Origin of the sequence: Heyndrickxia sp. FSL W8-0423, assembly GCF_038009395.1 — a bacterium.
Lineage (GTDB): Bacteria > Bacillota > Bacilli > Bacillales > Bacillaceae_C > Heyndrickxia > Heyndrickxia sporothermodurans.
Map to the genome: position 1 here is coordinate 1,901,271 of NZ_JBBPBE010000001.1, position 21,679 is coordinate 1,922,949.

The following is a 21,679-nucleotide window of genomic DNA, read 5'->3' on the forward strand; positions in this document are numbered from 1 at the left end:
TAAAGATGAAGAAAAAATGGCAGTTATGGATCGGTGGGAAATGGCGCGAACCAAAAGAGTATGAAGCGTTGTATAATCCACATACAAATGAAGAAATCGCTCAAATAGGACAAGCGGAACCTGCTGATGCTGTGGAGGCAGTTGTTGAAGCACATGCCGCGTTTCAAAAGTTTAGGGGGTATCCTGCTCATGCAAGAGCAAAAATTTTAGCTAAAGTGGCAACAATTATGGAAGAACGAAGTGAGGAATTAGCTAAAATTATTGCATTAGAAGCGGCAAAATCAATAAGAAATGCGAGAGAGGAAATAAGTCGTACGGTCCAAACGTATCGTTTTGCAGCAGAAGCGGCAAAAAGTAATTATGGTGAACAGATTCCGATGGATGCAGCAGAAGGTGGAGAAAAACGATTTGGTTTTACGATAAAAACTCCGATTGGTGTAGTAACGGCGATTACGCCTTTTAATTTTCCATTTAATTTAGTTGCACATAAGGTAGGACCCGCAATAGCCGCAGGAAACTCGATCGTGTTAAAGCCTGCTGAACAAACTCCGTTAAGCGCACTTGTGTTGGCGGAAATTTTTAAAGAAGCTGGATTACCTGATGGTGTTTTAAATATTATTCCTGGAAAAGGGGATGTTCTTAGTGAGGTGCTCACTACCCATCCGCATGTGAAAAAAGTTACTTTTACAGGAAGTGTGGAAGTTGGACATATTATTCAGCAGCAAGCCGGTTTTCGCAAGCTTACCCTCGAACTAGGATCGAACTCACCTTTTATTATTGATGAAGGTGTGGACATCGATCAGGTAATCGAAAGAAGTGTGATGGGGTCATTTTCGTTTAATGGGCAAGTGTGCATTTCCATTCAACGGATTTATGTTCATCAATCGCTTTATCAGAAGTTTGTCGAGAAATTTGTTAGTCGGACAAAACAGCTTGTGGTCGGCTCTCCCCTTGATGAAGATACAAACATCACAGCAGTTATTTCGAAAAAATCATTGGATCGTATTCAAAGCTGGATAGCGGAAGCTGTACAAGAGGGAGCCACAATTGAATGTGGCGGGAAAACAGAAGGAAACGCATTATTGCCAACTGTATTAACGAATGTAAATCGAGATTCAAAAGTATTTCGTTATGAAATATTTGGCCCGGTTGTTTGTATTTTCCCATTCGATACGTTAGATGATGCAATTAATGATGCAAATGATTCCCGTTACGGACTAAATTCAGGCATTATGACACCAAGTCTTGAACGAGCATTTTATGCGGCAGAACGTCTTGAAACTGGTGGGGTAATCGTCAATGATATTCCGACCTATCGAATCGATAATATGCCATATGGCGGTTGGAAAGATAGCGGCGTCGGTCGAGAAGGAATAAGATATGCCATGGAAGAAATGATGGAACAAAAATTTATTAGCTTTAAAATTGGTGATTAAGAATAAATAAAATGGGTGACGTGTCAGACTAACTGCCGTTGCCCTTTTTTTATTCCCGAAAACCCAAGCACCATGCAATTCACGAACAATTGTCTTTTATGTGCGTACAGATGTCCATTTTCGGTGCCTGACACCGTTTTGTATGTTTTTTGTTTATTTGGGTAATTATGTAGATAGTATGTGCGGGAGGGAGGTGTGTGGGATGGAAGTGGATATGAGTGTTGAGCAGGTTTTGGATGAAATCCGCCAGTTGCATACGGGTGGTATGAAGTTAAATAAAAAAAGTATTAAAAAGTCTCATCCCGAATTGATGAGAAATGCACTGTATTACTTTCCTGATTGGGATAGTGCGATAGAAAAGTCGATTTCTTAGTCATTACATATGAAACCTCCCTATAGTTTGGGAGTTTTTTTTTCCGAAAGAAAAGAAATTATAAACTTTTTATGTCATCAGTCTTACAAAGTATCCTGCAATGTCCAGCTCCAGCGCCTAGCCCCTCGAGGTCAAATAACCTTCGGCAATAAAAGTCAAAGAGCGGACTTTTTTTTCGAAGAACATTTGCTGTCGGGGCTGACCAAGGCGCTTGCGCTTTTCTAATAATTAATGCCGTAAAAGCTTCATTTCGTTGTCGTGAAGAATTTTTTTATGACACCATGTGAAACAGGCTGTAATACTTCGTATTGATAGTTTGTAAATTGTTGTGTATACAGCTGACCGATACTTTCCCCTTTATTCTTAGGTACAAAGGATATAATGGTCGGCCCAGCCCCGCTTAGAATGGTTCCATATGCACCCAATTCATGACCTAATTCAGTAATTTTAACAAGGTCAGGCACTAATTGTTTTCGATAAGGATGATGGAATAAATCCTTCTCCATCATTTTTCCAGCTAAAACCCAATTATTTTGAAAAATTGCTGCAACTAATACATTGCTTATACTGCTCGCTTCAACTGCCTGTTTATACGACAATTGATCTGGTAAAACGGCTCTTGCTTTTTTTGTTTGTAATTCAAATGATGGAATCATTGCAACAATATCAATATTTGGTGCCGCGCATACAATCGTTTCTGTTGATTCATCCGTATGTGTAGAGATCGTTAGTCCTCCTAATAATGAAGCAGTAGCATTATCCGGATGTCCTTCAAAACTGCTTGCGATATAACCTTTTTCTTTAAGGGGCAAGTTAAGCTCAAGAACTAAATTTGCGGTTTCAATACCCCCAACAATTGCTGCTGCACTGCTTCCAAGCCCGCGAGCAAGTGGGATTTCACTATCCATGACAATCTTTAAAGGGGGCAGTTGTTTTTTATATAACTCACTTACACGATATGCTGCACGATAAAACAAATTTTCTTTTACATCAGGCAGCACAATTTCGTTATTCGTAAAATGGATATCCCACCTGTCAGCTGATTCAACATGAATTGTTAAAAAGCGATTAATAGCTAAACCGATTGAATCAAATCCGGGTCCAAGATTTGACGTACTTCCTGGAACTTTTAAGGTAAATTGAAAATGTTTCATTGTGCCACCTGCTTAAGATTGTGTAGTAGTTCATCTTTATTTGCCTGTAAAGTGATCGGCTGTAAATTTAATTGATCCATCGCTGTGGCGGGATCTTTCAACCCATTACCAGTTAGTACAGCGACAATCTTGCTTCCTTTTTTAATTTCCCCAGTCTGAATTTGTTTCTTAATTCCGGCAATAGATGCACATGAAGCCGGCTCTGCAAAAATGCCTTCCAAACCAGCAAGTTCCCGATAGGTTTCCAAAATCTCTTCATCCGTGACAAAATCAATTTTTCCATTTGATTCATCTGCTGCTTCAACTGCTAGCTTCCAACTTGCAGGATTCCCAATTCGAATGGCAGTGGCAATCGTTTCCGGGAATTCAATGACTTGATTTTTCGCTATTGCAGCAGAACCCTCAGCCTCAAACCCGTGCATTTTCGGCAGTGAATATCCCTTTTTCTGATGGAATTCTTTAAAGCCTTTCCAATAGGCGGAAATATTGCCGGCATTTCCGACAGGTATGGATAAAATATCGGGAGCTCCATCTAATTGTTCACAAATTTCAAAGGCAGCTGTTTTTTGTCCTTCTAAACGATAAGGATTAACAGAATTGACAAGTGTGTACTCAGAATGTTTAGCCGTATGTATAACCATTTCAAGGGCTTGATCAAAATTTCCTTCGATTTCATATATTTTAGCACCATACATGATGGCTTGAGCTAGCTTACCTAATGCAATTTTGCCTTTTGGAATAACAATTAAACAATCGAGCCCTGCCCGGGTGCTGTAGGCAGCAGCTGCAGCGGCTGTATTACCGGTTGATGCGCATATTACCCCGCGACTGCCGTTTTCTTTTGCTTTGGCTACTGCCAGTACCATGCCTCGATCTTTAAAACTGCCAGTCGGGTTTGCTCCCTCGTATTTAACGTATATTTCTGACTGCCACTTTTCCGATAGTTTCGTTAAAGGGATTAAAGGTGTGTTTCCTTCCATCAAACTAAGTGCCGGAGTATGTTCGTTTATTGGTAAATATTCCTCATATTGTTTTATCAATCCTTGCCAATACATATTATTTCATCCCTTCTACGCGATAGTAGCTTTTAACATCGATAACATCCTCTAAGTCTTTTAAAAGCTGATAGATTTGTTCAAAACGTTGTTGCTCTGTTGTATGTGTAATGATGGCTACTTCGGCCAAGTTTCCTGATAATAAAGGTTCTTGAATGATTTTTTGTAAACTCATGCCTTGATCATTAAATAATCCGGTTACCTTTGACAATGCGCCAGGCTGATCTTTCACATGAAGGCGGAGGAAATATTGACTTTCTACCGTTTCACTTGATTTGCATTTTTTCTCTTGGAGAGGTAGAAATATATGTTTACCGTTTATTCCGTAGGCCATATTTTTGACCACTGTTATTAAATCGGATACGACAGCAATTGCGGTTGGAAGCTCTCCGGCACCGGGACCATAGAACATCGTTTCACCGACAGAGTGGCCATACACATAAATCGCGTTAAATTCATTATCAACGGATGCAAGCGGGTGGTTAAATGGGAGAAGGGTTGGTCCGACACGGATATCAATTTCGTCATCCTCCACCTCTGCTATTCCTACTAGCTTAATAGCATAGCCAAGTTTTTTACTATATTGAATATCTTCTTCAGCCACACGGGTGATTCCTTCAACTTTTACATCCTCTAATGTGACTGGAATCGAATAGGCTAAATGACTTAAGATAACCATCTTTCTCGCGGCATCTAAACCCTCTACGTCTGAAGTAGGGTCAGCTTCAGCAAATCCAAGTGATTGCGCTTCTTGAAGAACCTTTTCGTAACTAACTGATTGGTGACTCATTTTACTCAAAATATAATTTGTCGTTCCATTAACGATTCCAATCAATTTTTTAATCCGATCAGCTGCTAGGCCGTCCGTTAAGCCTCGTAGAATTGGTATGCCGCCTCCAACGCTGGCTTCATAGTATAAATCACAGCCTTCATCTGCTGCAGCCTGCAATAATTCTGTACCGTAAAGGGCCATTAAATCTTTATTTGCTGTAATGACATGTTTTTTATTTTTTAATGCTCTATGAATATATTTTCTTGTTTCATCAATTCCACCCATCACTTCAATAATAATATCAATCTCGGGATTATCGATGACATCACTAGGATTCAATGTTAGAAGATGATCATATTGATCCATCTTTCGCGATTTTTCTCGATCTTTTACAAGAATTTTACTAATTTGAATTTGCGAGCCTGTTTGTTGAACCAATCTTTGTTGGTCATTCGTTAGTAAATGAACAACACCGGTTCCTACAGTTCCAAATCCTAATAATCCTACTGAAATTTTCTTCAAAGCTTTCACTCCATTCTTGTAAATTCATCTTTTTCAGAAATACAACTGTCTACCTATAACGGACATTATAATCCGAAATGAAAGCAAATAACAACCCTATTTATAGAAATTTCCCTTTTTATTATGAAAAAAATGAATATTAGTAAAAAAGTCAAAACTTTTATAAAAAATTTTTTTAGAAGAAATACGATAACGAAAGTAATGTAAGCGTTTACTAATTAACAGTTTAATCAAAATAGTCAAAAAATTTATTCAAAAGGGGTTGACCTGCCAATTTTATAGGCGTATGATTGTCAACAATTAAATAATTTTTCTAAAGATTCATAATCGAAGTTGAAAGGATTGAGTTGTTTTGTCAGACAAATGGATTTTCCTAAATGACCGTTTTGTAAAAAAGGAAGAGGCTGTTGTCTCTGTTTACGATCATGGTTTCTTATATGGTGACGGTGTGTTTGAAGGCATTCGTATGTATAGTGGGAATGTGTTTCGACTGGATGATCATATAAAACGGTTATACGAATCAGCACACTCAATCATGTTAGAAATTCCTTTTACAAAAGAAGAATTAAGTGAATTGATCGTTGAAACTTTGAAAAAAAATGAATTTAACGATGCATATATTCGGGTAGTCGTCTCAAGGGGTGTTGGCGATTTAGGACTCAGTCCATTTACTTGTCATAATCCTGGGGTCATTATCATTGCTGAACCTTTGGCATTATTTCCAAAGGAGCTTTATGAAACCGGCATTGAAGTTGTCTCCGTGCCAAGCAGACGTAATCGATCCGATGTGTTAAGTCCAAAAGTAAAATCACTCAACTACTTAAATAATATTCTCGTAAAAATTGAAGCGAGTTTAGCAGGAGCTAGTGAGGCATTGATGATGAATGACCAAGGCTATATTGCAGAAGGTTCCGGAGACAATGTGTTCATTGTTAAAGATGGCATCATTAAAACACCTCCCGGATATATCGGAGCTCTCGAAGGTATTACAAGAAATGTAATTATTGAACTGGCTAAACAACAAGGCTTCGATATTCGCGAAGATGTGTTTACTAGACATGATGTGTACACTGCCGATGAGGTTTTCTTAACCGGCACTGCAGCGGAAGTTATCGCCGTAGTGAAGGTGGATGGAAGAAAAATCGGGGATGGCCAGCCAGGGGAGGTAACAAAGCAGTTATTGACCGGTTTCCGAAATGCGGTTACGAAAGATGGCACAAAGGTGTATGAAGAAAGCCACATTCAAGTAAGTTAAGTGAAAGGAATGAAAAGTAGCGGCATGCGAAGTGACATGATAAAAAAAGGAATTGACCGTGCTCCACATCGAAGCTTGCTTTATGCAGCTGGTGTTAAAACAAAGGACTTAAATAAGCCTTTTATCGGTGTTTGTAATTCCTATGTAGATATTATACCAGGACATAAACATTTAAATAAATTTGCAGAAGTCGTGAAAGAAGCCATTTGGGAAGCAGGCGGAGTTCCATTTGAATTTAACACAATTGGTGTAGATGATGGAATTGCAATGGGGCATATCGGTATGAGATATTCCCTTCCTAGTAGGGAAATAATTGCTGATAGTGCCGAAACAGTAATAAATGCTCACTGGTTCGATGGAGTCTTTTACATTCCAAACTGTGACAAAATAACACCCGGAATGCTAATGGCAGCAGCAAGGACCAATGTTCCATCTGTTTTCGTTTCGGGCGGTCCAATGGAGGCAGGTAAATCTGAAGACGGAAAAAATCTTTCCTTAACATCTGTTTTCGAAGGTGTTGGAGCATATAAGTCAGGAAAGATGGATGCAGAACAGTTAAAAGCACTTGAAACAAGCGCCTGCCCTACATGTGGATCATGCTCAGGGATGTTCACAGCCAATTCGATGAACTCATTGATGGAAATTTTAGGGGTAACGCCACCGGGAAATGCGACAATTGTTGCCACATCCGATGAAAGGCACCGAATTATTAAAGAAGCTGTAGGCCATTTAATGAACTGTATCAAGAATGATATTAAACCGCGCGATATTATAACGAGAGAAGCAATTGATGATGCTTTTGCACTTGATATGGCAATGGGGGGTTCAACAAATACAGTTTTACATACACTAGCGATTGCTCATGAGGCTGGTATTGAATATGAACTTGATCAAATTAATGAAATCGCTAAACGAGTTCCTTATCTCGCAAAAATAAGCCCGGCCTCCGATTATTCGATGCACGATATTCATTTAGCCGGTGGAATCAGTGCCATCACTAATGAACTTTGCAAAGTCGAAGGTGCAATTCATCGAGATCGCTTAACAATAACAGGTCATAGCGTATTTGAAAATGTAAAAGATTATACGATTAAAAACAAAGAGGTTATTCGTCCAATTGAAAATGCCTACAGTCCAGTCGGTGGACTTTCCATATTAAATGGTAATCTTGCACCGAATGGAGGGGTGATTAAAGTAGGTGCGGTTGACCCGTCGATTAAAACCTTTCTTGGAGAAGCGATTGTGTTTGAATCCCAAGAGGATGCCCAAGAAGGCATTGATAGTGGTTTAGTCCGTGAAGGTCATGTCGTTGTCATCCGTTACGAAGGACCAAAAGGCGGACCGGGAATGCCGGAAATGCTGGCACCAACCTCATCAATCGTCGGAAGGGGTTTATCGACAAGTGTCGCATTAATTACCGATGGAAGATTTTCAGGGGCAACGAGGGGGATCTGTGTTGGACACATTTCACCAGAAGCTGCTGAAGGTGGACCAATCGCCTTCATCCAGAATGGCGATAAAATATTTATCGATTTAACGAACCGAACAATTGAGGTCATGTTAACAGATGCAGAACTTGAAAATAGAAAAAGAAACTGGAATCCTCCAGAGCCAAAGATTACATCCGGCTATTTAGCAAGATATGCCGCACTTGTAACATCAGCAAATACTGGAGGAGTATTGAAAATTCCATCACAGCAAAAAACGTTGACGAGGACAAATGGATAAGATCAAGTATTCACAGAGAGTCGGGCTTGCTGGAAACCGATAATACCTCTTATCCTAACTCACCTCGGAGTGCTAGTCTGAAAGATTAAGTAGGATTAGCCGAGTGTTCACTTAAACACTCGTTACAAAAAAGTAACAGTTTGAAGTTATCGTTTAAAACTTTAAGCTGCTACACGAGTTGCTATTTCGTAAGGATAGCATAAAGTTGGGTGGTACCGTGAAAAGAAGTCTTTTCATCCCTTCATAATTGGTAGATTAATAGATGCCATATTTTTGAGGATGAGAAGGCTTTTTTATATGAATTCAAAGCTTAAAAAAATAGGAGGGAAAATAGTGCAGACTAAAGCAATGACGGATGATCAATTGTTGACGGCAGAATTAAATGGAGCTGACTTGCTCATTCAATTAATCATCAATGAGGGTGTAGAGGTGATTTTTGGTTATCCGGGAGGAGCTGTATTACCGATCTATGATGCCTTATATGGGAAGAAACTCAAGCATGTTCTAGCACGCCATGAACAAGGATCTATTCACTCTGCAGAAGGTTATGCACGCGTAACGGGGAAGCCGGGGGTTGTAATTGCCACATCTGGACCAGGTGCTACAAATTTAATAACGGGTTTAACCGATGCAATGATGGATTCTTTGCCACTTGTTGTCATTACAGGCCAAGTAGCAAGTCAAGTCATTGGTACAGATGCTTTTCAGGAAGCAGATGTCATTGGGATTACCACACCGGTAACAAAACATAATTATCAAGTCCGTGATGTAAAGGATTTACCAAGAATTGTGAAAGAAGCCTTTCATATTGCTACAACTGGTCGTCCCGGTCCGGTAGTGATTGATATACCTAAAGATATTTGCGGACAAAAAATGCAGCATAACCTTAATGCAGATATCCAATTGCCTGGTTATCAACCAAACTACAACCCGAACGTGCTGCAAACTAAGAAACTACTAGAAGCGATATCACGTTCGTCAAAACCGGTTATTTTAGCAGGTGCAGGTGTATTACATGCGAAGGCAAGTGAACTATTATTCGATTTTGCTTTAAAATACGAAATTCCTGTAACGAATACATTGCTCGGATTAGGAAGTTTTCCAGCTGAACATCCGCTGTTTTTAGGTATGGCCGGTATGCATGGTACGTATGCAGCGAATATGGCTCTTTATGAATCCGATCTGCTTATTAATATTGGGGCACGCTTTGATGATCGTTTAACAGGTAACTTGAAACATTTCGCTCCTAATGCTGTGGTCGCTCATATCGATATTGATGCAGCAGAAATTGGTAAAAATGTACTAACACATATTCCGATCGTTGCAGATGCAAAGGCAGCACTAATGAAGCTTTTAGATGAGGAATCTGCAACAGGAAATTTCAAAAATTGGAACGAGAAATTAACGGAAAATAAAAAAACGTATCCATTATGGCATAGCAACAATGGGGAAGAATTGTCGCCGCAAAGGGTGATCGAGCTTATTCATCAATACACGAATGGAGAGGCGATCGTCACAACGGATGTCGGTCAGCACCAAATGTGGGCAGCGCAGTATTATCATTTTTCTAAACCACATCAATGGGTAACTTCGGGTGGTCTTGGAACGATGGGATTTGGTTTTCCAGCTGCAATTGGCGCACAACTAGCCAATCAGGAACAAACTGTCGTCGCAATTGTTGGTGATGGCGGATTTCAAATGACATTACAGGAACTTTCAGTTGTAAAAGAGTTAAACCTTCCAGTGAAAGTGGTGATCATCAACAATTTATCACTTGGAATGGTAAGGCAATGGCAGCAAACGTTTTATGAAGAACGGTATTCCTATTCTAAAATACCGGTTCAACCAGATTTCGTTAAGCTAGCAGAAAGCTATGGAATTAAGGGAGTAAGAATTACAACCGAGCATGAAGCAAAAGAGGTATTACCATCCGTATTAACTGATTCCTCACCAATTGTTATCGACTGCCGCGTCAAGCAAGAAGAGAATGTCTATCCAATGATCGCACCTGGAAAAGGACTACATGAAATGATAGGGGTGAAGCCATGAAGCGCGTTGTAACAGCAATTGTATTAAACCAAAGCGGGGTATTAAATCGGGTCACAGGAGTTTTATCGAAAAGACAATTCAATATTGACAGCATTACCGTAGGCAGAACCGAAAACGATGAAATTTCGCGAATGACGATTGTCGTCAATGTAGAAGAAGAACAACAAGTTGAGCAACTAACGAAGCAATTGAACAAACTCATTGATGTTCTGAAGGTGGCTGATATTACCGATCAAGCCATTGTGGCTAGAGAGTTGGCGTTAATAAAAGTATTTAGCAATTCACAAACGCGCAATGAAATAGGTGGGATTGTTGAACCATTCCGAGCTTCGATTATCGATGTAAGTCGCGAAAGCATCACGATCCAAGTCACAGGAGACACAGATAAAATCGAAGCATTAATCGATTTGCTAAAACCATATGGAATTAAAGAAATAGCCAGAACTGGCCTAACTGCTTTCTTACGAGGCTCACAAAAACAGGTGACCGAGCTGACATCATTCTCATTATTGAAATAGGCTCTCATTATAAATGTAACCAAAATAATTTTTTTAAAAAAAGGCTGTGCTAGAGGTGATTGTTATTTCTGTGAAACTCTGTTGATTGGAGCGAAGTGCCCGGAGCGGAAATCAACATCCAAGTTTAGCACAACCTAAAAAAAGGAGAAGATTAGACATGGCAAAAGTATATTATGATTCAGATATTCAAGTAGAGGTATTGAAAAATAAAAAAATCGCGGTTGTAGGATATGGTTCACAAGGGCATGCACACGCACAAAACTTACGTGACAGCGGATTTGATGTTGTCATTGGTTTGCGAAAAGGAAAATCATGGGAGCAGGCAGAACAGGATGGTTTCTCTGTAAAAACAGTAAGAGAAGCAAGCGAAGAAGCAGATTTGATCATGGTTCTTCTACCAGATGAAAGACAAACACAAGTATATAAAGAAGAAATTGAGCCAGCTCTTTACCCTGGAAAAGCAATCGCTTTTGCACATGGGTTCAACGTTCATTTTAACCAAATTGTCCCTCCTGAAAATGTAGATGTATTTCTCGTTGCACCGAAAGGTCCTGGACATTTGGTCCGTCGCACATTTGTTGAAGGTGCGGGAGTGCCAGCATTAATTGGTGTATACCAAGATGTATCCGGAGAAGCGAAGGAAGTAGCATTGGCGTATTCAAAAGGAATCGGCGGCGCGAGAGCGGGAGTATTAGAAACTACATTTAAAGAAGAAACAGAAACAGATCTATTCGGTGAACAGGCGGTATTATGTGGGGGATTAACATCATTGATTAAAGCTGGTTTTGAAACATTAACAGAAGCAGGATACCAGCCGGAAGTAGCTTACTTCGAATGTCTTCATGAAATGAAATTGATTGTTGATTTAATTTATGAAGGTGGCTTAAAAGGAATGCGCTACTCTATTTCCGATACAGCACAATGGGGTGATTTCGTTTCAGGTCCTAGAGTCGTGAATGATGAAACGAAGAAACGCATGGGTGAATTGTTAAAAGAAATCCAATCCGGCCAATTTGCGAAAGGCTGGATTCTAGAAAACCAAGCAAATCGTCCAGTATTTAATGCGATTAATTCAAGTGAAAATCAGCATCCAATTGAAGTAGTTGGTGAGGAATTACGCAAACTAATGCCATTTGTTAAAAAACAACAAAAACAAGAGGAAGTGGCAGCATATGCAAAAAATTAATATATTCGATACGACTCTTAGAGACGGTGAACAGTCAATAGGTGTCAATTTGAATGAATTAGAGAAATTGGAAATAGCTAAACAATTGGAGAGGCTTGGAGTGGATATTATGGAGGCGGGATTTCCCGCTTCCTCTAAAGGAGATTTCCAAGCGGTCCAAACAATTGCCAATTCGATTCGAAACAGTTCTGTTACAGGATTAGCGAGAGCACATAAACAGGATATTGATATTGCTTGGGACGCGCTAAAAGGTTCTGTAGAGCCGCGACTTCATATTTTTCTAGCGACCTCTCCAATCCATATGACGTATAAGCTGCAGAAAACACCAGATGAAGTATTGGCATCTGCTGTAGAAGCAGTAAAATACGCAAAACAAAGATTCCCACAAGTACAATGGTCTGCTGAGGACGCGAGTCGTTCAGATAAATGGTTTTTAGTGAAAATCATTACTGAGGTCATCAAAGCAGGCGCTACAGTCATTAATTTGCCCGATACAGTTGGCTATAGTACACCTGCAGAATACGGGAACCTCTTTACATTTATCCAACAAAACGTTCCCAATATCGACCAGGTTATATTATCTGCCCATTGTCATGATGACCTTGGTATGGCGACCGCCAACTCTTTAGCTGCTATAGAAAACGGAGCAAGACAAATTGAAGGGACCATCAATGGAATTGGTGAAAGGGCCGGAAATGCTGCATTAGAAGAAATTGCAGTCGCTTTGCATATTAGAAATGATTTTTACAAAGCGAAAACAGGCTTAAAGTTAAATGAAATCAAACATACGAGTCAGCTGATTAGCAAATTGACAGGTATGGTTGTACCGGGGAACAAAGCAGTCGTCGGAGCAAATGCTTTCGCCCATGAATCCGGTATCCACCAAGATGGAGTGTTAAAAGAAGCATCTACTTATGAAATTATTACGCCGGAATTAATCGGAGTATCTTCAAATAGTCTTGTGCTAGGAAAACACTCCGGACGTCATGCATTTAAACAAAAAGCATTAGAACTTGGCTTTGAACTAACTCCTGAAAAATTAAAAGAGGCTTTTGATTCGTTCAAAGCATTAACTGATCGGAAAAAGGAAGTAACCGAAGAAGATTTATTTACAATTCTTGCTGATAAGCAAACGGAACAAATAAATGTAAAAACATATGAACTTCAAAATATACAAGTACAATATGGAACGAATAATGTGCCTACGGCCACAGTTGTTGTTAAAGCACCAGACGGAAGATTTTTGGAAGAAGCAGCAACAGGTGCTGGAAGTGTGGAAGCCATTTATAACACCTTATCCCGCATGATCGATGAGCCTATTGAATTAATGGATTATAAGCTTCAATCCATTGGATCAGGAAGGGATGCATTGGCAGATGCTTATGTAAAAGTAAAATATGATGGAATTGAATCTGGAGGCAGAGGTTCAGCGCAAGACGTGCTAGAGGCTTCGGCAAGGGCATATTTAAATGCAGTAAATCGCGTCATTGTACAGGAAGAAATAAAGAAAGAACGACTTCACGTTTAAAAATACAAAGGAGGCAATGGTTATGAAAAAAAGAATCGCAATTTTACCTGGTGATGGGATTGGACCTGAAGTAATGCAAGGTGCTGTGCGAGTCCTTCAAGCGATATCGGATTGTTTTCAACATGATTTTATTTTCGAACAAGGCTTGATTGGTGGTGCTGCCATCGATGAATGTGGTAATCCGCTTCCCGATACAACGTTAGATTTATGTTCCAAGAGCGATGCGATTCTTTTAGGAGCGGTTGGTGGTCCGAAATGGGATTCAACTACTCATACAATTCGTCCGGAACAAGGGTTGCTTCGAATTAGAAAGGAACTTGGCCTTTTTGCTAATCTGCGCCCGGTCAATGCCTATCAACCGCTTATTCATGCCTCAACATTAAAAAAAGAAGTCATCGAACATGTCGATTTATTGATTGTTCGTGAATTAACTGGCGGTCTTTATTTTGGAAAACCTAGTGAAAGACGAGGAGTCAATAAAGATTTAGCCATTGATACATTAGTTTATAATGTCAAAGAAATTGAAAGAGTCGTAGACAAAGCATTTCAATTGGCAAGAAAACGAAGGAAAAAACTAACCTCAGTAGATAAGGCAAATGTCCTTGAATCAAGCCGAATGTGGCGTGAAGTTGTTAATCGAGTATCCGCTAATTATCCTGATGTTCAGGTAGAGCATATGCTTGTCGATTCAGCATCGATGCAGCTAATCTATCGGCCTGAGCAATTTGATGTCATCGTAACGGAAAATCTTTTCGGAGATATTTTAAGTGATGAGGCTTCGATGATTACCGGCTCACTTGGTATGCTTCCTTCAGCAAGTTTACGAAGTGACATGGTTGGCTTGTATGAGCCTGTACATGGATCCGCACCCGATATTGCAGGAAAAAACCTGGCAAATCCACTAGGGATGATATTGTCTGTTGCCTTAATGCTCAAATTTTCGTTTGGACTCGAGAAAGAGGCAAACATTATTGAGGAATCTGTAATGAAAGTATTGACTGATGGATTCCATACCGGAGACTTAAACGTACAACAAGGAACACAAGTGAGCACAACTGAAATGGTCAATAAAATTATTGATTCTATTAATGAAAATCAAGCAATTTCAGGAATTTTAACGGCTTATATTTAGGAGGATTCATATGCAACCAAAAAACATTATAGAAAAAATTTGGGATCAGCATTTGATCCATCAAGAACAAGGAAAGCCAGATCTGCTATATATTGATTTACATTTAGTGCATGAAGTAACATCTCCTCAAGCCTTTGAAGGTTTGAGGATGAATAATCGAACAGTGAGAAGACCGGATTTAACTTTTGCAACTGTTGATCATAATGTAGCCACAACAAAGCATCGGATTTCAAATGATCCTATTGCTAAAAAGCAAATGAGTACACTAGAGAAAAACTGTGAAGAATTTAACATTCCGCTTGCGGGTATTGATCATCCTGACCAAGGGATTGTACATGTCATCGGTCCTGAGCTAGGATTAACGACACCAGGTAAAACGATTGTTTGTGGGGATAGTCATACATCGACACATGGTGCGTTCGGTGCAATTGCTTTCGGAATCGGAACAAGTGAGGTAGAACATGTACTTGCCACTCAAACATTGTGGCAACGCCGTCCGAAAACATTGCAAATAAAGGTGAATGGTAATCTGGGTTATGGTGTGACAGCGAAAGATTTAATTTTGGCGATTATAGGCAAATTTGGGATTGATGTTGGTACCGGGCATATTGTTGAGTATACCGGGGAAGCGATTCGGAAAATGTCGATGGATGAACGAATGACAATCTGTAATATGTCGATTGAGGCAGGTGCAAGAGCTGGATTAATCAGTCCTGATGAAACGACGATTTCCTATCTACGCGGAAGGAAGTACGCTCCTAAAGGAGAGGAATTTGATAAATGTGCTGAATATTGGTTAAGTCTTGCAACAGATGATGGTGCCAAATACGATCGAACCATTGAAATTGATGCTGATACTGTTGAACCCCAAGTAACATGGGGGACAAATCCCTCTATGTGTTTATCAATTAATGATAAATTACCTGTCATTGAAGAGATTGAGAATAATAGTGAAAAAGAATCCGTTCGAAAAGCACTTCATTATATGGGATTAACAGAAGGAACCTCACTTAAGGAGATTGAAATCCAACATGTCTTCATTGGTTCTTGCACGAATTCTAGATTAAGTGATTTGCGCAAAGCAGCAGATGTAGTAAAAGGAAATCATGTCCATAAAAATGTGAGAGCATTAGTAGTACCAGGTTCACAAACAGTGAAAGCTCAAGCTGAAGCTGAAGGATTGGATAAAATCTTTATCGAAGCAGGATTTGAATGGCGTGAATCCGGATGCAGCATGTGCTTGGCGATGAATGCGGATGTCGTTCCGGCGGGTGAAAGATGTGCTTCTACTTCAAACCGTAACTTTGAAGGGCGTCAAGGGAATGGATCAAGAACCCATCTTGTAAGTCCTGAAATGGCTGCCGCTGCAGCTATTAACGGAAGATTTGTAGATGTAAGAAAAATAGAGAAAGTTTATCAATAGGAGGTGATTGCTGGTGCAACCATTTGAAACATTTAAAGGATTAGTTTTACCATTGGACCGGACAAATGTCGATACAGATCAAATCATCCCAAAACAATTTTTAAAAAGAATTGAAAGACAAGGGTTTGGCGAATGTCTTTTTTATCATTGGAGATATGATGAAAAAGGAGAACCTATTGAGGAATTTCCTCTTAATCAAGAAAAATATCAGGGCGCCGAAATACTCGTTGCCGGAGCTAATTTTGGATGTGGATCTTCTCGTGAGCACGCTCCGTGGGCACTGCAGGATTACGGATTTAAAGTAATCATCGCCCCAAGTTTCGCAGATATTTTTTATAATAATTGTTTGAAAAATGGCATATTACCGATAACGTTAGATACTCAATCATTACTCGAAAGATCCGAAACGGAAACGTTATTCATGACGGTTGACCTGGAAAATCAGAAACTTATTCTTGATAATGAGCAACTCCATTTTGACATTGATTCATATCAGAAGGAGACGCTTTTGAAAGGATTAGATGATATCGCATTAACAATGATGCTTGAAGATAAGATTACGAAGTATGAAGAAAATGTAAAACTAGTATGAATCACTGCCGATTCAGGCAGTGGTTTTTCCTATGGATATCTTTCTGTGATACACTAATAAGATAAAGGAGGATGATCATGGTTCAAACAATTTTGTTTGATATAGATGGCGTTTTGTTAAGTGAGGAGCGGTATTTTGATGCTTCCGCATTAACGGTGTGGGAGTTAATACATAGTGAAAAGTATTTAGGACTTGGAGCGGATCAATTTAAAACGACATTTAATGATGAGGAAATTGCTTCTATTCGAGATACAGTTTTCATTAACGACCAGGTTCTGAAATTTTTAAAATCAAAAGGTTTAAATGCGAACTGGGATATGATTTATCTCACATTTAGCTTTCAGCTTATTCAGCTTTTATCACAGATAAAGGATAAAGAACAAGCGAAGATTTCTGAGTGGTTAAAAAATGATATTGACCGAAAAACGCTGCTTGAAATAAACGAAGTATTATCCAAGTATGATATTAATGTTCAATTCGACCTGTTCATCCCTGAATTTCAACAATCAAAAACGGAATTATTTCAATTTTTAAATATACTGGCCGAAAAAAAATTGGGAGTAAAGACGGAAATTTTTAGCGGGAAAAGTGTTCTTTGGTCAATATGTGAACATGTCTCTCAAGAATGGTATGTAGGCGATGAGTATGTTCTTTCCTCAACAGGAAGACCTTCTGTTCAGAAGGGGAAAAAAGGATTTCTAACAGATGAACAAACATTAGCTTCACGCGAAGAAATAAGCGGATTGTTTCAAGATTTAACAGACGCCGGATTAACGATTGGTATCGGTACAGGACGGCCTGAGCTTGAAACGGTTAAGCCGTTCGAATACTTACAATGGCATAAATATTTTGACCCCAATCGAATTGTTACTGCTGACAATGTGCTTCTTGCGGAAAAGGAACATCAGGACTGCGCACCATTGGCAAAGCCTCATCCGTACACATATATTCAAGCATTGAAAGGGAATCAAACCTCTGTGGCGAGTTGTCTAAAGGAACAATTGCCACTAGAGCATGGAGATCAAATACTGATCGTTGGAGATTCCTTTGCGGACCTTTTAGCAGCGAGAAAAATGGGATGTCAATTTGCTGCGGTGTTAACAGGGCTAACAGGAAGAAAGGAATTCGAGGAACATCGGGCTGATTTTATACTGGATTCTGTATTAGATGTGAAAAGCATTGTTTTTTCGATGATTAGGTAGAAAGGTTCGGAGAATAAAGACTCGTCTATGTAGGCGAGTTTTTATTATGTCGAATTTGGTTTGTGGAACATGGAATTGAATTTGTGCCGCATAGATCGGAATTTGTGGATCATAGAAAGAAATTTGTGGAGCAAAGGTATAAATTTTAAATGGTCGATTTTCTGCATGATACTAAAAGATGCTGTTAGCAAAGATTTTATTTGATATATTTTTTATTATCGAGCATTCATTAAAGGGTTTTTGAATAAAAAAGGAGTTTTAAAAATGAAAACAGAAAAAGAAAAAATGTTAGCCGGGGAAATGTATAACCCGTCTAATCCTGAATTAATGAAGGATAGAGAAAATACAAGACGACTGGTTAGAATGTATAATCAAACGACAGAAACAGAAGGCGATAAGCGTTCTAAATTATTGAAAGAGTTACTCGGTTCAACGGGTGAACACGTATATATGGAGCCAAATATTAGGTTTGATTATGGATATAACACATATGTAGGTGAAAACTTTTTTGCTAATTTTGATTGTACGATTTTAGACGTTTGTGAAGTGCGATTTGGAGATAATTGTATGCTTGGACCTAGTGTGCAGATTTATACTGCGACACATCCACTTGATCCCACTGAACGTAATTCCGGAAAAGAGTATGCGAAACCGATTGCGATTGGGGATAATGTATGGATTGGTGGAAGTGCGATAATAAATCCAGGTGTTGTTATAGGTAACAATGTTGTCATTGCATCGGGGTCTGTAGTTACTAAAAATGTACCGGATAACGTGGTAGTTGGCGGCAATCCGGCAAAGGTTATTAAACGGATAGAAGTATAAACATTAAGTTGACTTTCAAAAAAATGGCATACTTCTTTTGTATGCCATTAATTAATGGAAAAATAATGTTGCATGTTTAATAATTTTCAACAACTGCTACTTCTTTCGATAATTCGAGAACGTCAACCTCTTCTAGACCATTTAGTAATTTAAGAGAATATATGACATCATCATCTATTTTTTTATCTAACGTTAGCACCATAATTGCCTCGCCTCCAATCGTTTCACGACCCACCTGCATCGTACCAATATTAATATGGTAGTCTCCAAGGATGGATCCTACAAGTCCAATCATTCCTGGGCGATCCTCATGTTTTATATAAAGAAGGTGTTGTTCAGGCTTCACATCAATTCTATAGTTATTAATTTTAACAATTCGTGTACCGTAGCCATTCAATACCGTACCACCGATAACAACAATCTCGTTTCCTTTCGATAAACTTAATTCCATATAGTTAGAGAAGCCTTTATTCGGAGCATTCTTCTCAATGTTGTAAGTAAGGCCGTGTTCTTTTAATAAATGGAAGGCGTTAATAATATTTACGGAATCACTTAAATGATATGCAAGAATTCCTTTAATCATCGTTCTTGTTAAAAGACTTGTATCTTCCTCTATTAACTCTCCAGAATAGCGGATGTCAATTTTATTGGGTGCTTGCTTAAAAAGTTGAATCGCCAATTGGGCAATTTGTTCACCTAATTCTAAAAAAGGCTTCATTTTTTTCTGAATCTCGCCGGAAATTTGCGGCATATTGATCGCATGGCGAATAGAATTTGTTTCAAAAATGCTAATGATTTCTTCGCTTACTTCCTTCGCGACTTTTTCTTGTGCTTCTTCGGTTGATGCTCCTAAATGTGGAGTTGCGATGATGTTAGGATGCTGAAGTAGGTCTAAGTTGGTTGGGGGTTCCTGTTCAAAGACATCGAGTGCTGCACCGGCAATTTGTCCGCTTTGGAGACCATGGAGCAATGCGGATTCAACGATAATTCCGCCACGGGCACAGTTAACGAGTCGTACACCTTTTTTCATTTTACTTATATATTCATCATTTACTAAGCCTTTCGTTTCGGGCGTTAGTGGTGTATGAAAAGTGATAAAGTCGGATTGCTTAGCAATTTCATCTAAGCTAGCTTTTGTAATTCCAAGCTTTTTTGCACGTTCATCAGATAAATAAGGGTCAAACCCCAAAATCTTCATTTGAAAGCTTTTTGCACGTTTGGCAACTTCGGTTCCGATTTTTCCCATACCTACGATTCCAAGTGTTTTTTCATAGAGTTCCACCCCTTTAAAGGAGCCGCGTTTCCATTCACCTTTTGATGTCGATTGGTAGGCATGAGGGATTTTTCGGGCTAAAGAGAGCAACATAGCTAACGTATGTTCCGTAGCGGCTATCGTGTTTGCTCCGGGTGCATTAATAACGATGATACCTTTTCGAGTGGCCGAATCTAGGTCAATATTATCGACTCCTACACCTGCGCGTGCAATTACTCTTAATCTAGTGGCGTATTCTAATAGATTTTTCGTAACAATTGTTTGGCTGCGGACTATAAGGGCATCATAGTCTTTAATTATTTCACATAGTTCCAGTTCTGTAAGATTATTTTTTTTATCAACAAGAAATTCAGGATGCTCATATAATTTTTTTAAGCCTATATCACTAATTGAATCTGTCACTAATACTTTATACATGTTGACTCCATACCTCCTCAGCTGCTTTTATCGCTTTCCCAAAAACATTTCTTCCATCCAACTTATGTAAAGCCATTTCAAGTCCGTTTAATACTTTTAAAATATCAAATGGGGTGCAGTATCCCATATGCCCAATTCGGAATATTTCACCTTTGAGCTGTTTTTGGCCTCCGGCAATCGTAATAGAATAGTTATCTTGGAGAATTTTTTTGATCATATTTGCTGTTCCTGAGGCCGGTTTGACCGCTGTTACGGTAGGTGAACCTTGAGCATCCGAGACAAGGAGTGGAAGCTCTATCGCTTTTAATCCTTCACGTATCATTTTTTTCAACAGCTGATGTCTAGCAATCACTTGATTGAATCCTTCCTCTTCAATCATATAGCAAACCTCGAGAGCACCGGCTATGAGCGAAACAGCGGGTGTAAATGGTGTGGATTTCTCCTTTTCATAGGATGATAGATAGCGATTTAAATCTAAATAAAAGCGTTTCGTTTGGCAATCATGAATTACTTTTTTCGCAACTTCGCTAACTGCAATAAAAGCCAATCCCGGTGGTAGCATTAAAGCTTTCTGTGACCCTGAAACTAATATATCTATGTGCCAAGATTCCATATCAACTGGCACAGCGCCAATACAACTGACGCCATCAACGATAAAAAGGGAATTTGTTAAACGTTTTGTTACTTCACCAAGTTGTTGAATAGGGTTAAGCACCCCTGTCGATGTTTCACAATACGTTGCAAACACCGCTTTAATTTTGACATCTAGCTTTTTTAAAAAATCCTCTAATTGATCAGGCGTACAAATTTTTCCCCATTGAACTGTTAAGCGATGAACATTCGCCCCGAATGCTTCGCAAATACTAGCAAAACGGTCTCCAAAGGCACCTGTAACAATGACGACGACATGATCACCTTCTTCAATTATATTTGCAGCAGCTGTTTCTAAGGCAGAGGTCCCGCTTCCAGTTAATAGGAGTACTGGTTCCTTTGACCCGAATATCGGCATTAGACGTGTCGAAACCTCTTCTAATAAATGGGCAAACGCTTGACTGCGATGCCCAATCATCGGTTGATTCATGGCAAGTTTCACCCGTTCTGGAATAGGTGTCGGGCCGGGAGTAAATAAATAGTGTTGATTGAGAAGCATTTCGTTCATCCTTTCTTTACGAAAATAAAAGTCCCCCATAACAGACAAATATGCCATGTTATGAGGGACGTCATATACGTGGTGCCACC

Annotated in this window: 18 protein-coding genes and 2 other annotated features (1 of these 20 running past the window's edge); of the genes, 13 read left to right on the top strand and 5 right to left on the bottom strand. The window is 39.2% G+C overall.

Annotation, left to right across the window (positions count from 1 at the left end; translation table 11 throughout):
• The first annotated feature begins 5 nt into the window (after positions 1-5).
• Together MKY81_RS09575 and MKY81_RS09580 are read left to right on the top strand one after the other, a co-directional pair.
• A complete protein-coding gene (locus MKY81_RS09575; RefSeq protein ID WP_108071232.1) occupies positions 6-1,436 on the top strand; it encodes an aldehyde dehydrogenase family protein in 1,431 nt (476 codons plus the stop codon).
• Positions 1,437-1,638: 202 nt separating this feature from the next.
• Positions 1,639-1,809, top strand: a complete 171-nt coding sequence (locus MKY81_RS09580; protein WP_181294630.1) for a hypothetical protein — start codon at positions 1,639-1,641, stop codon at positions 1,807-1,809.
• A gap of 245 nt (positions 1,810-2,054) precedes the next feature.
• Here the strand turns inward: MKY81_RS09580 and thrB are convergent, their stop codons facing one another.
• The 3 genes from thrB to MKY81_RS09595 are packed head-to-tail and all read right to left on the bottom strand — an operon-like array spanning position 2,055 to position 5,312.
• The gene (thrB, locus tag MKY81_RS09585; RefSeq protein ID WP_341117638.1) at positions 2,055-2,963 is read right to left on the bottom strand and encodes a homoserine kinase; all 909 of its coding nucleotides are present in this window, start codon (positions 2,961-2,963) and stop codon (positions 2,055-2,057) included.
• Complete coding sequence (gene thrC, locus MKY81_RS09590; RefSeq protein WP_066226390.1) at positions 2,960-4,018, bottom strand: threonine synthase; 1,059 nt, start codon at positions 4,016-4,018, stop codon at positions 2,960-2,962. The genes thrB and thrC overlap by 4 nt, the downstream gene beginning before the upstream one ends.
• A gap of 1 nt (position 4,019) precedes the next feature.
• Complete coding sequence (locus MKY81_RS09595; RefSeq protein ID WP_341117640.1) at positions 4,020-5,312, bottom strand: homoserine dehydrogenase; 1,293 nt, start codon at positions 5,310-5,312, stop codon at positions 4,020-4,022.
• Between the two features lie 352 nt (positions 5,313-5,664).
• Between MKY81_RS09595 and ilvE the strand changes: the two genes are divergently transcribed.
• From ilvE to MKY81_RS09650, 11 genes are all read left to right on the top strand, one after another.
• Entirely contained in the window at positions 5,665-6,567 is a 903-nt protein-coding gene (gene ilvE, locus MKY81_RS09600; protein ID WP_341117641.1) for a branched-chain-amino-acid transaminase, read from the top strand.
• A gap of 24 nt (positions 6,568-6,591) precedes the next feature.
• Positions 6,592-8,295: a dihydroxy-acid dehydratase gene (gene ilvD, locus MKY81_RS09605; protein ID WP_108071301.1), complete on the top strand. Its 1,704-nt coding sequence runs from the start codon at positions 6,592-6,594 to the stop codon at positions 8,293-8,295.
• Positions 8,266-8,539: a binding site (T-box leader), on the top strand. (Overlaps the previous gene by 30 nt.)
• Before the next feature lie 104 nt (positions 8,540-8,643).
• Positions 8,644-10,344: an acetolactate synthase large subunit gene (ilvB, locus tag MKY81_RS09610; protein WP_108071303.1), complete on the top strand. Its 1,701-nt coding sequence runs from the start codon at positions 8,644-8,646 to the stop codon at positions 10,342-10,344.
• Entirely contained in the window at positions 10,341-10,862 is a 522-nt protein-coding gene (ilvN, locus tag MKY81_RS09615; RefSeq protein ID WP_325947224.1) for an acetolactate synthase small subunit, read from the top strand. Before ilvB ends, ilvN begins: the two co-directional genes overlap by 4 nt.
• Before the next feature lie 157 nt (positions 10,863-11,019).
• Complete coding sequence (gene ilvC, locus MKY81_RS09620) at positions 11,020-12,048, top strand: ketol-acid reductoisomerase (RefSeq protein ID WP_066226398.1); 1,029 nt, start codon at positions 11,020-11,022, stop codon at positions 12,046-12,048.
• Positions 12,035-13,576 carry a 2-isopropylmalate synthase gene (locus MKY81_RS09625; RefSeq protein ID WP_108071241.1) on the top strand — a complete coding sequence of 514 codons (1,542 nt, stop codon included), beginning with the start codon at positions 12,035-12,037 and terminating at the stop codon, positions 13,574-13,576. The genes ilvC and MKY81_RS09625 overlap by 14 nt, the downstream gene beginning before the upstream one ends.
• A gap of 22 nt (positions 13,577-13,598) precedes the next feature.
• Positions 13,599-14,708 carry a 3-isopropylmalate dehydrogenase gene (gene leuB, locus MKY81_RS09630; protein ID WP_107920303.1) on the top strand — a complete coding sequence of 370 codons (1,110 nt, stop codon included), beginning with the start codon at positions 13,599-13,601 and terminating at the stop codon, positions 14,706-14,708.
• Positions 14,709-14,718: 10 nt separating this feature from the next.
• Complete coding sequence (gene leuC / locus MKY81_RS09635; protein ID WP_066226404.1) at positions 14,719-16,131, top strand: 3-isopropylmalate dehydratase large subunit; 1,413 nt, start codon at positions 14,719-14,721, stop codon at positions 16,129-16,131.
• 13 nt (positions 16,132-16,144) lie between these two features.
• The gene (leuD, locus tag MKY81_RS09640; protein WP_108071245.1) at positions 16,145-16,723 is read left to right on the top strand and encodes a 3-isopropylmalate dehydratase small subunit; all 579 of its coding nucleotides are present in this window, start codon (positions 16,145-16,147) and stop codon (positions 16,721-16,723) included.
• A 77-nt stretch (positions 16,724-16,800) separates the two neighbouring features.
• Positions 16,801-17,925, top strand: a complete 1,125-nt coding sequence (locus MKY81_RS09645; RefSeq protein WP_066226408.1) for an HAD family hydrolase — start codon at positions 16,801-16,803, stop codon at positions 17,923-17,925.
• 264 nt (positions 17,926-18,189) lie between these two features.
• Positions 18,190-18,750, top strand: a complete 561-nt coding sequence (locus tag MKY81_RS09650) for a sugar O-acetyltransferase (RefSeq protein ID WP_066226411.1) — start codon at positions 18,190-18,192, stop codon at positions 18,748-18,750.
• Between the two features lie 76 nt (positions 18,751-18,826).
• Here the strand turns inward: MKY81_RS09650 and serA are convergent, their stop codons facing one another.
• Positions 18,827-20,440: a phosphoglycerate dehydrogenase gene (gene serA / locus MKY81_RS09655; protein WP_108071247.1), complete on the bottom strand. Its 1,614-nt coding sequence runs from the start codon at positions 20,438-20,440 to the stop codon at positions 18,827-18,829.
• Positions 20,433-21,590, bottom strand: coding sequence for a pyridoxal-phosphate-dependent aminotransferase family protein (locus MKY81_RS09660; protein WP_445663938.1), 1,158 nt, complete (start codon positions 21,588-21,590; stop codon positions 20,433-20,435). The genes serA and MKY81_RS09660 overlap by 8 nt, the downstream gene beginning before the upstream one ends.
• A 60-nt stretch (positions 21,591-21,650) precedes the next feature.
• Positions 21,651-21,679 (bottom strand) — a binding site (T-box leader) (it continues 181 nt past the right edge of the window).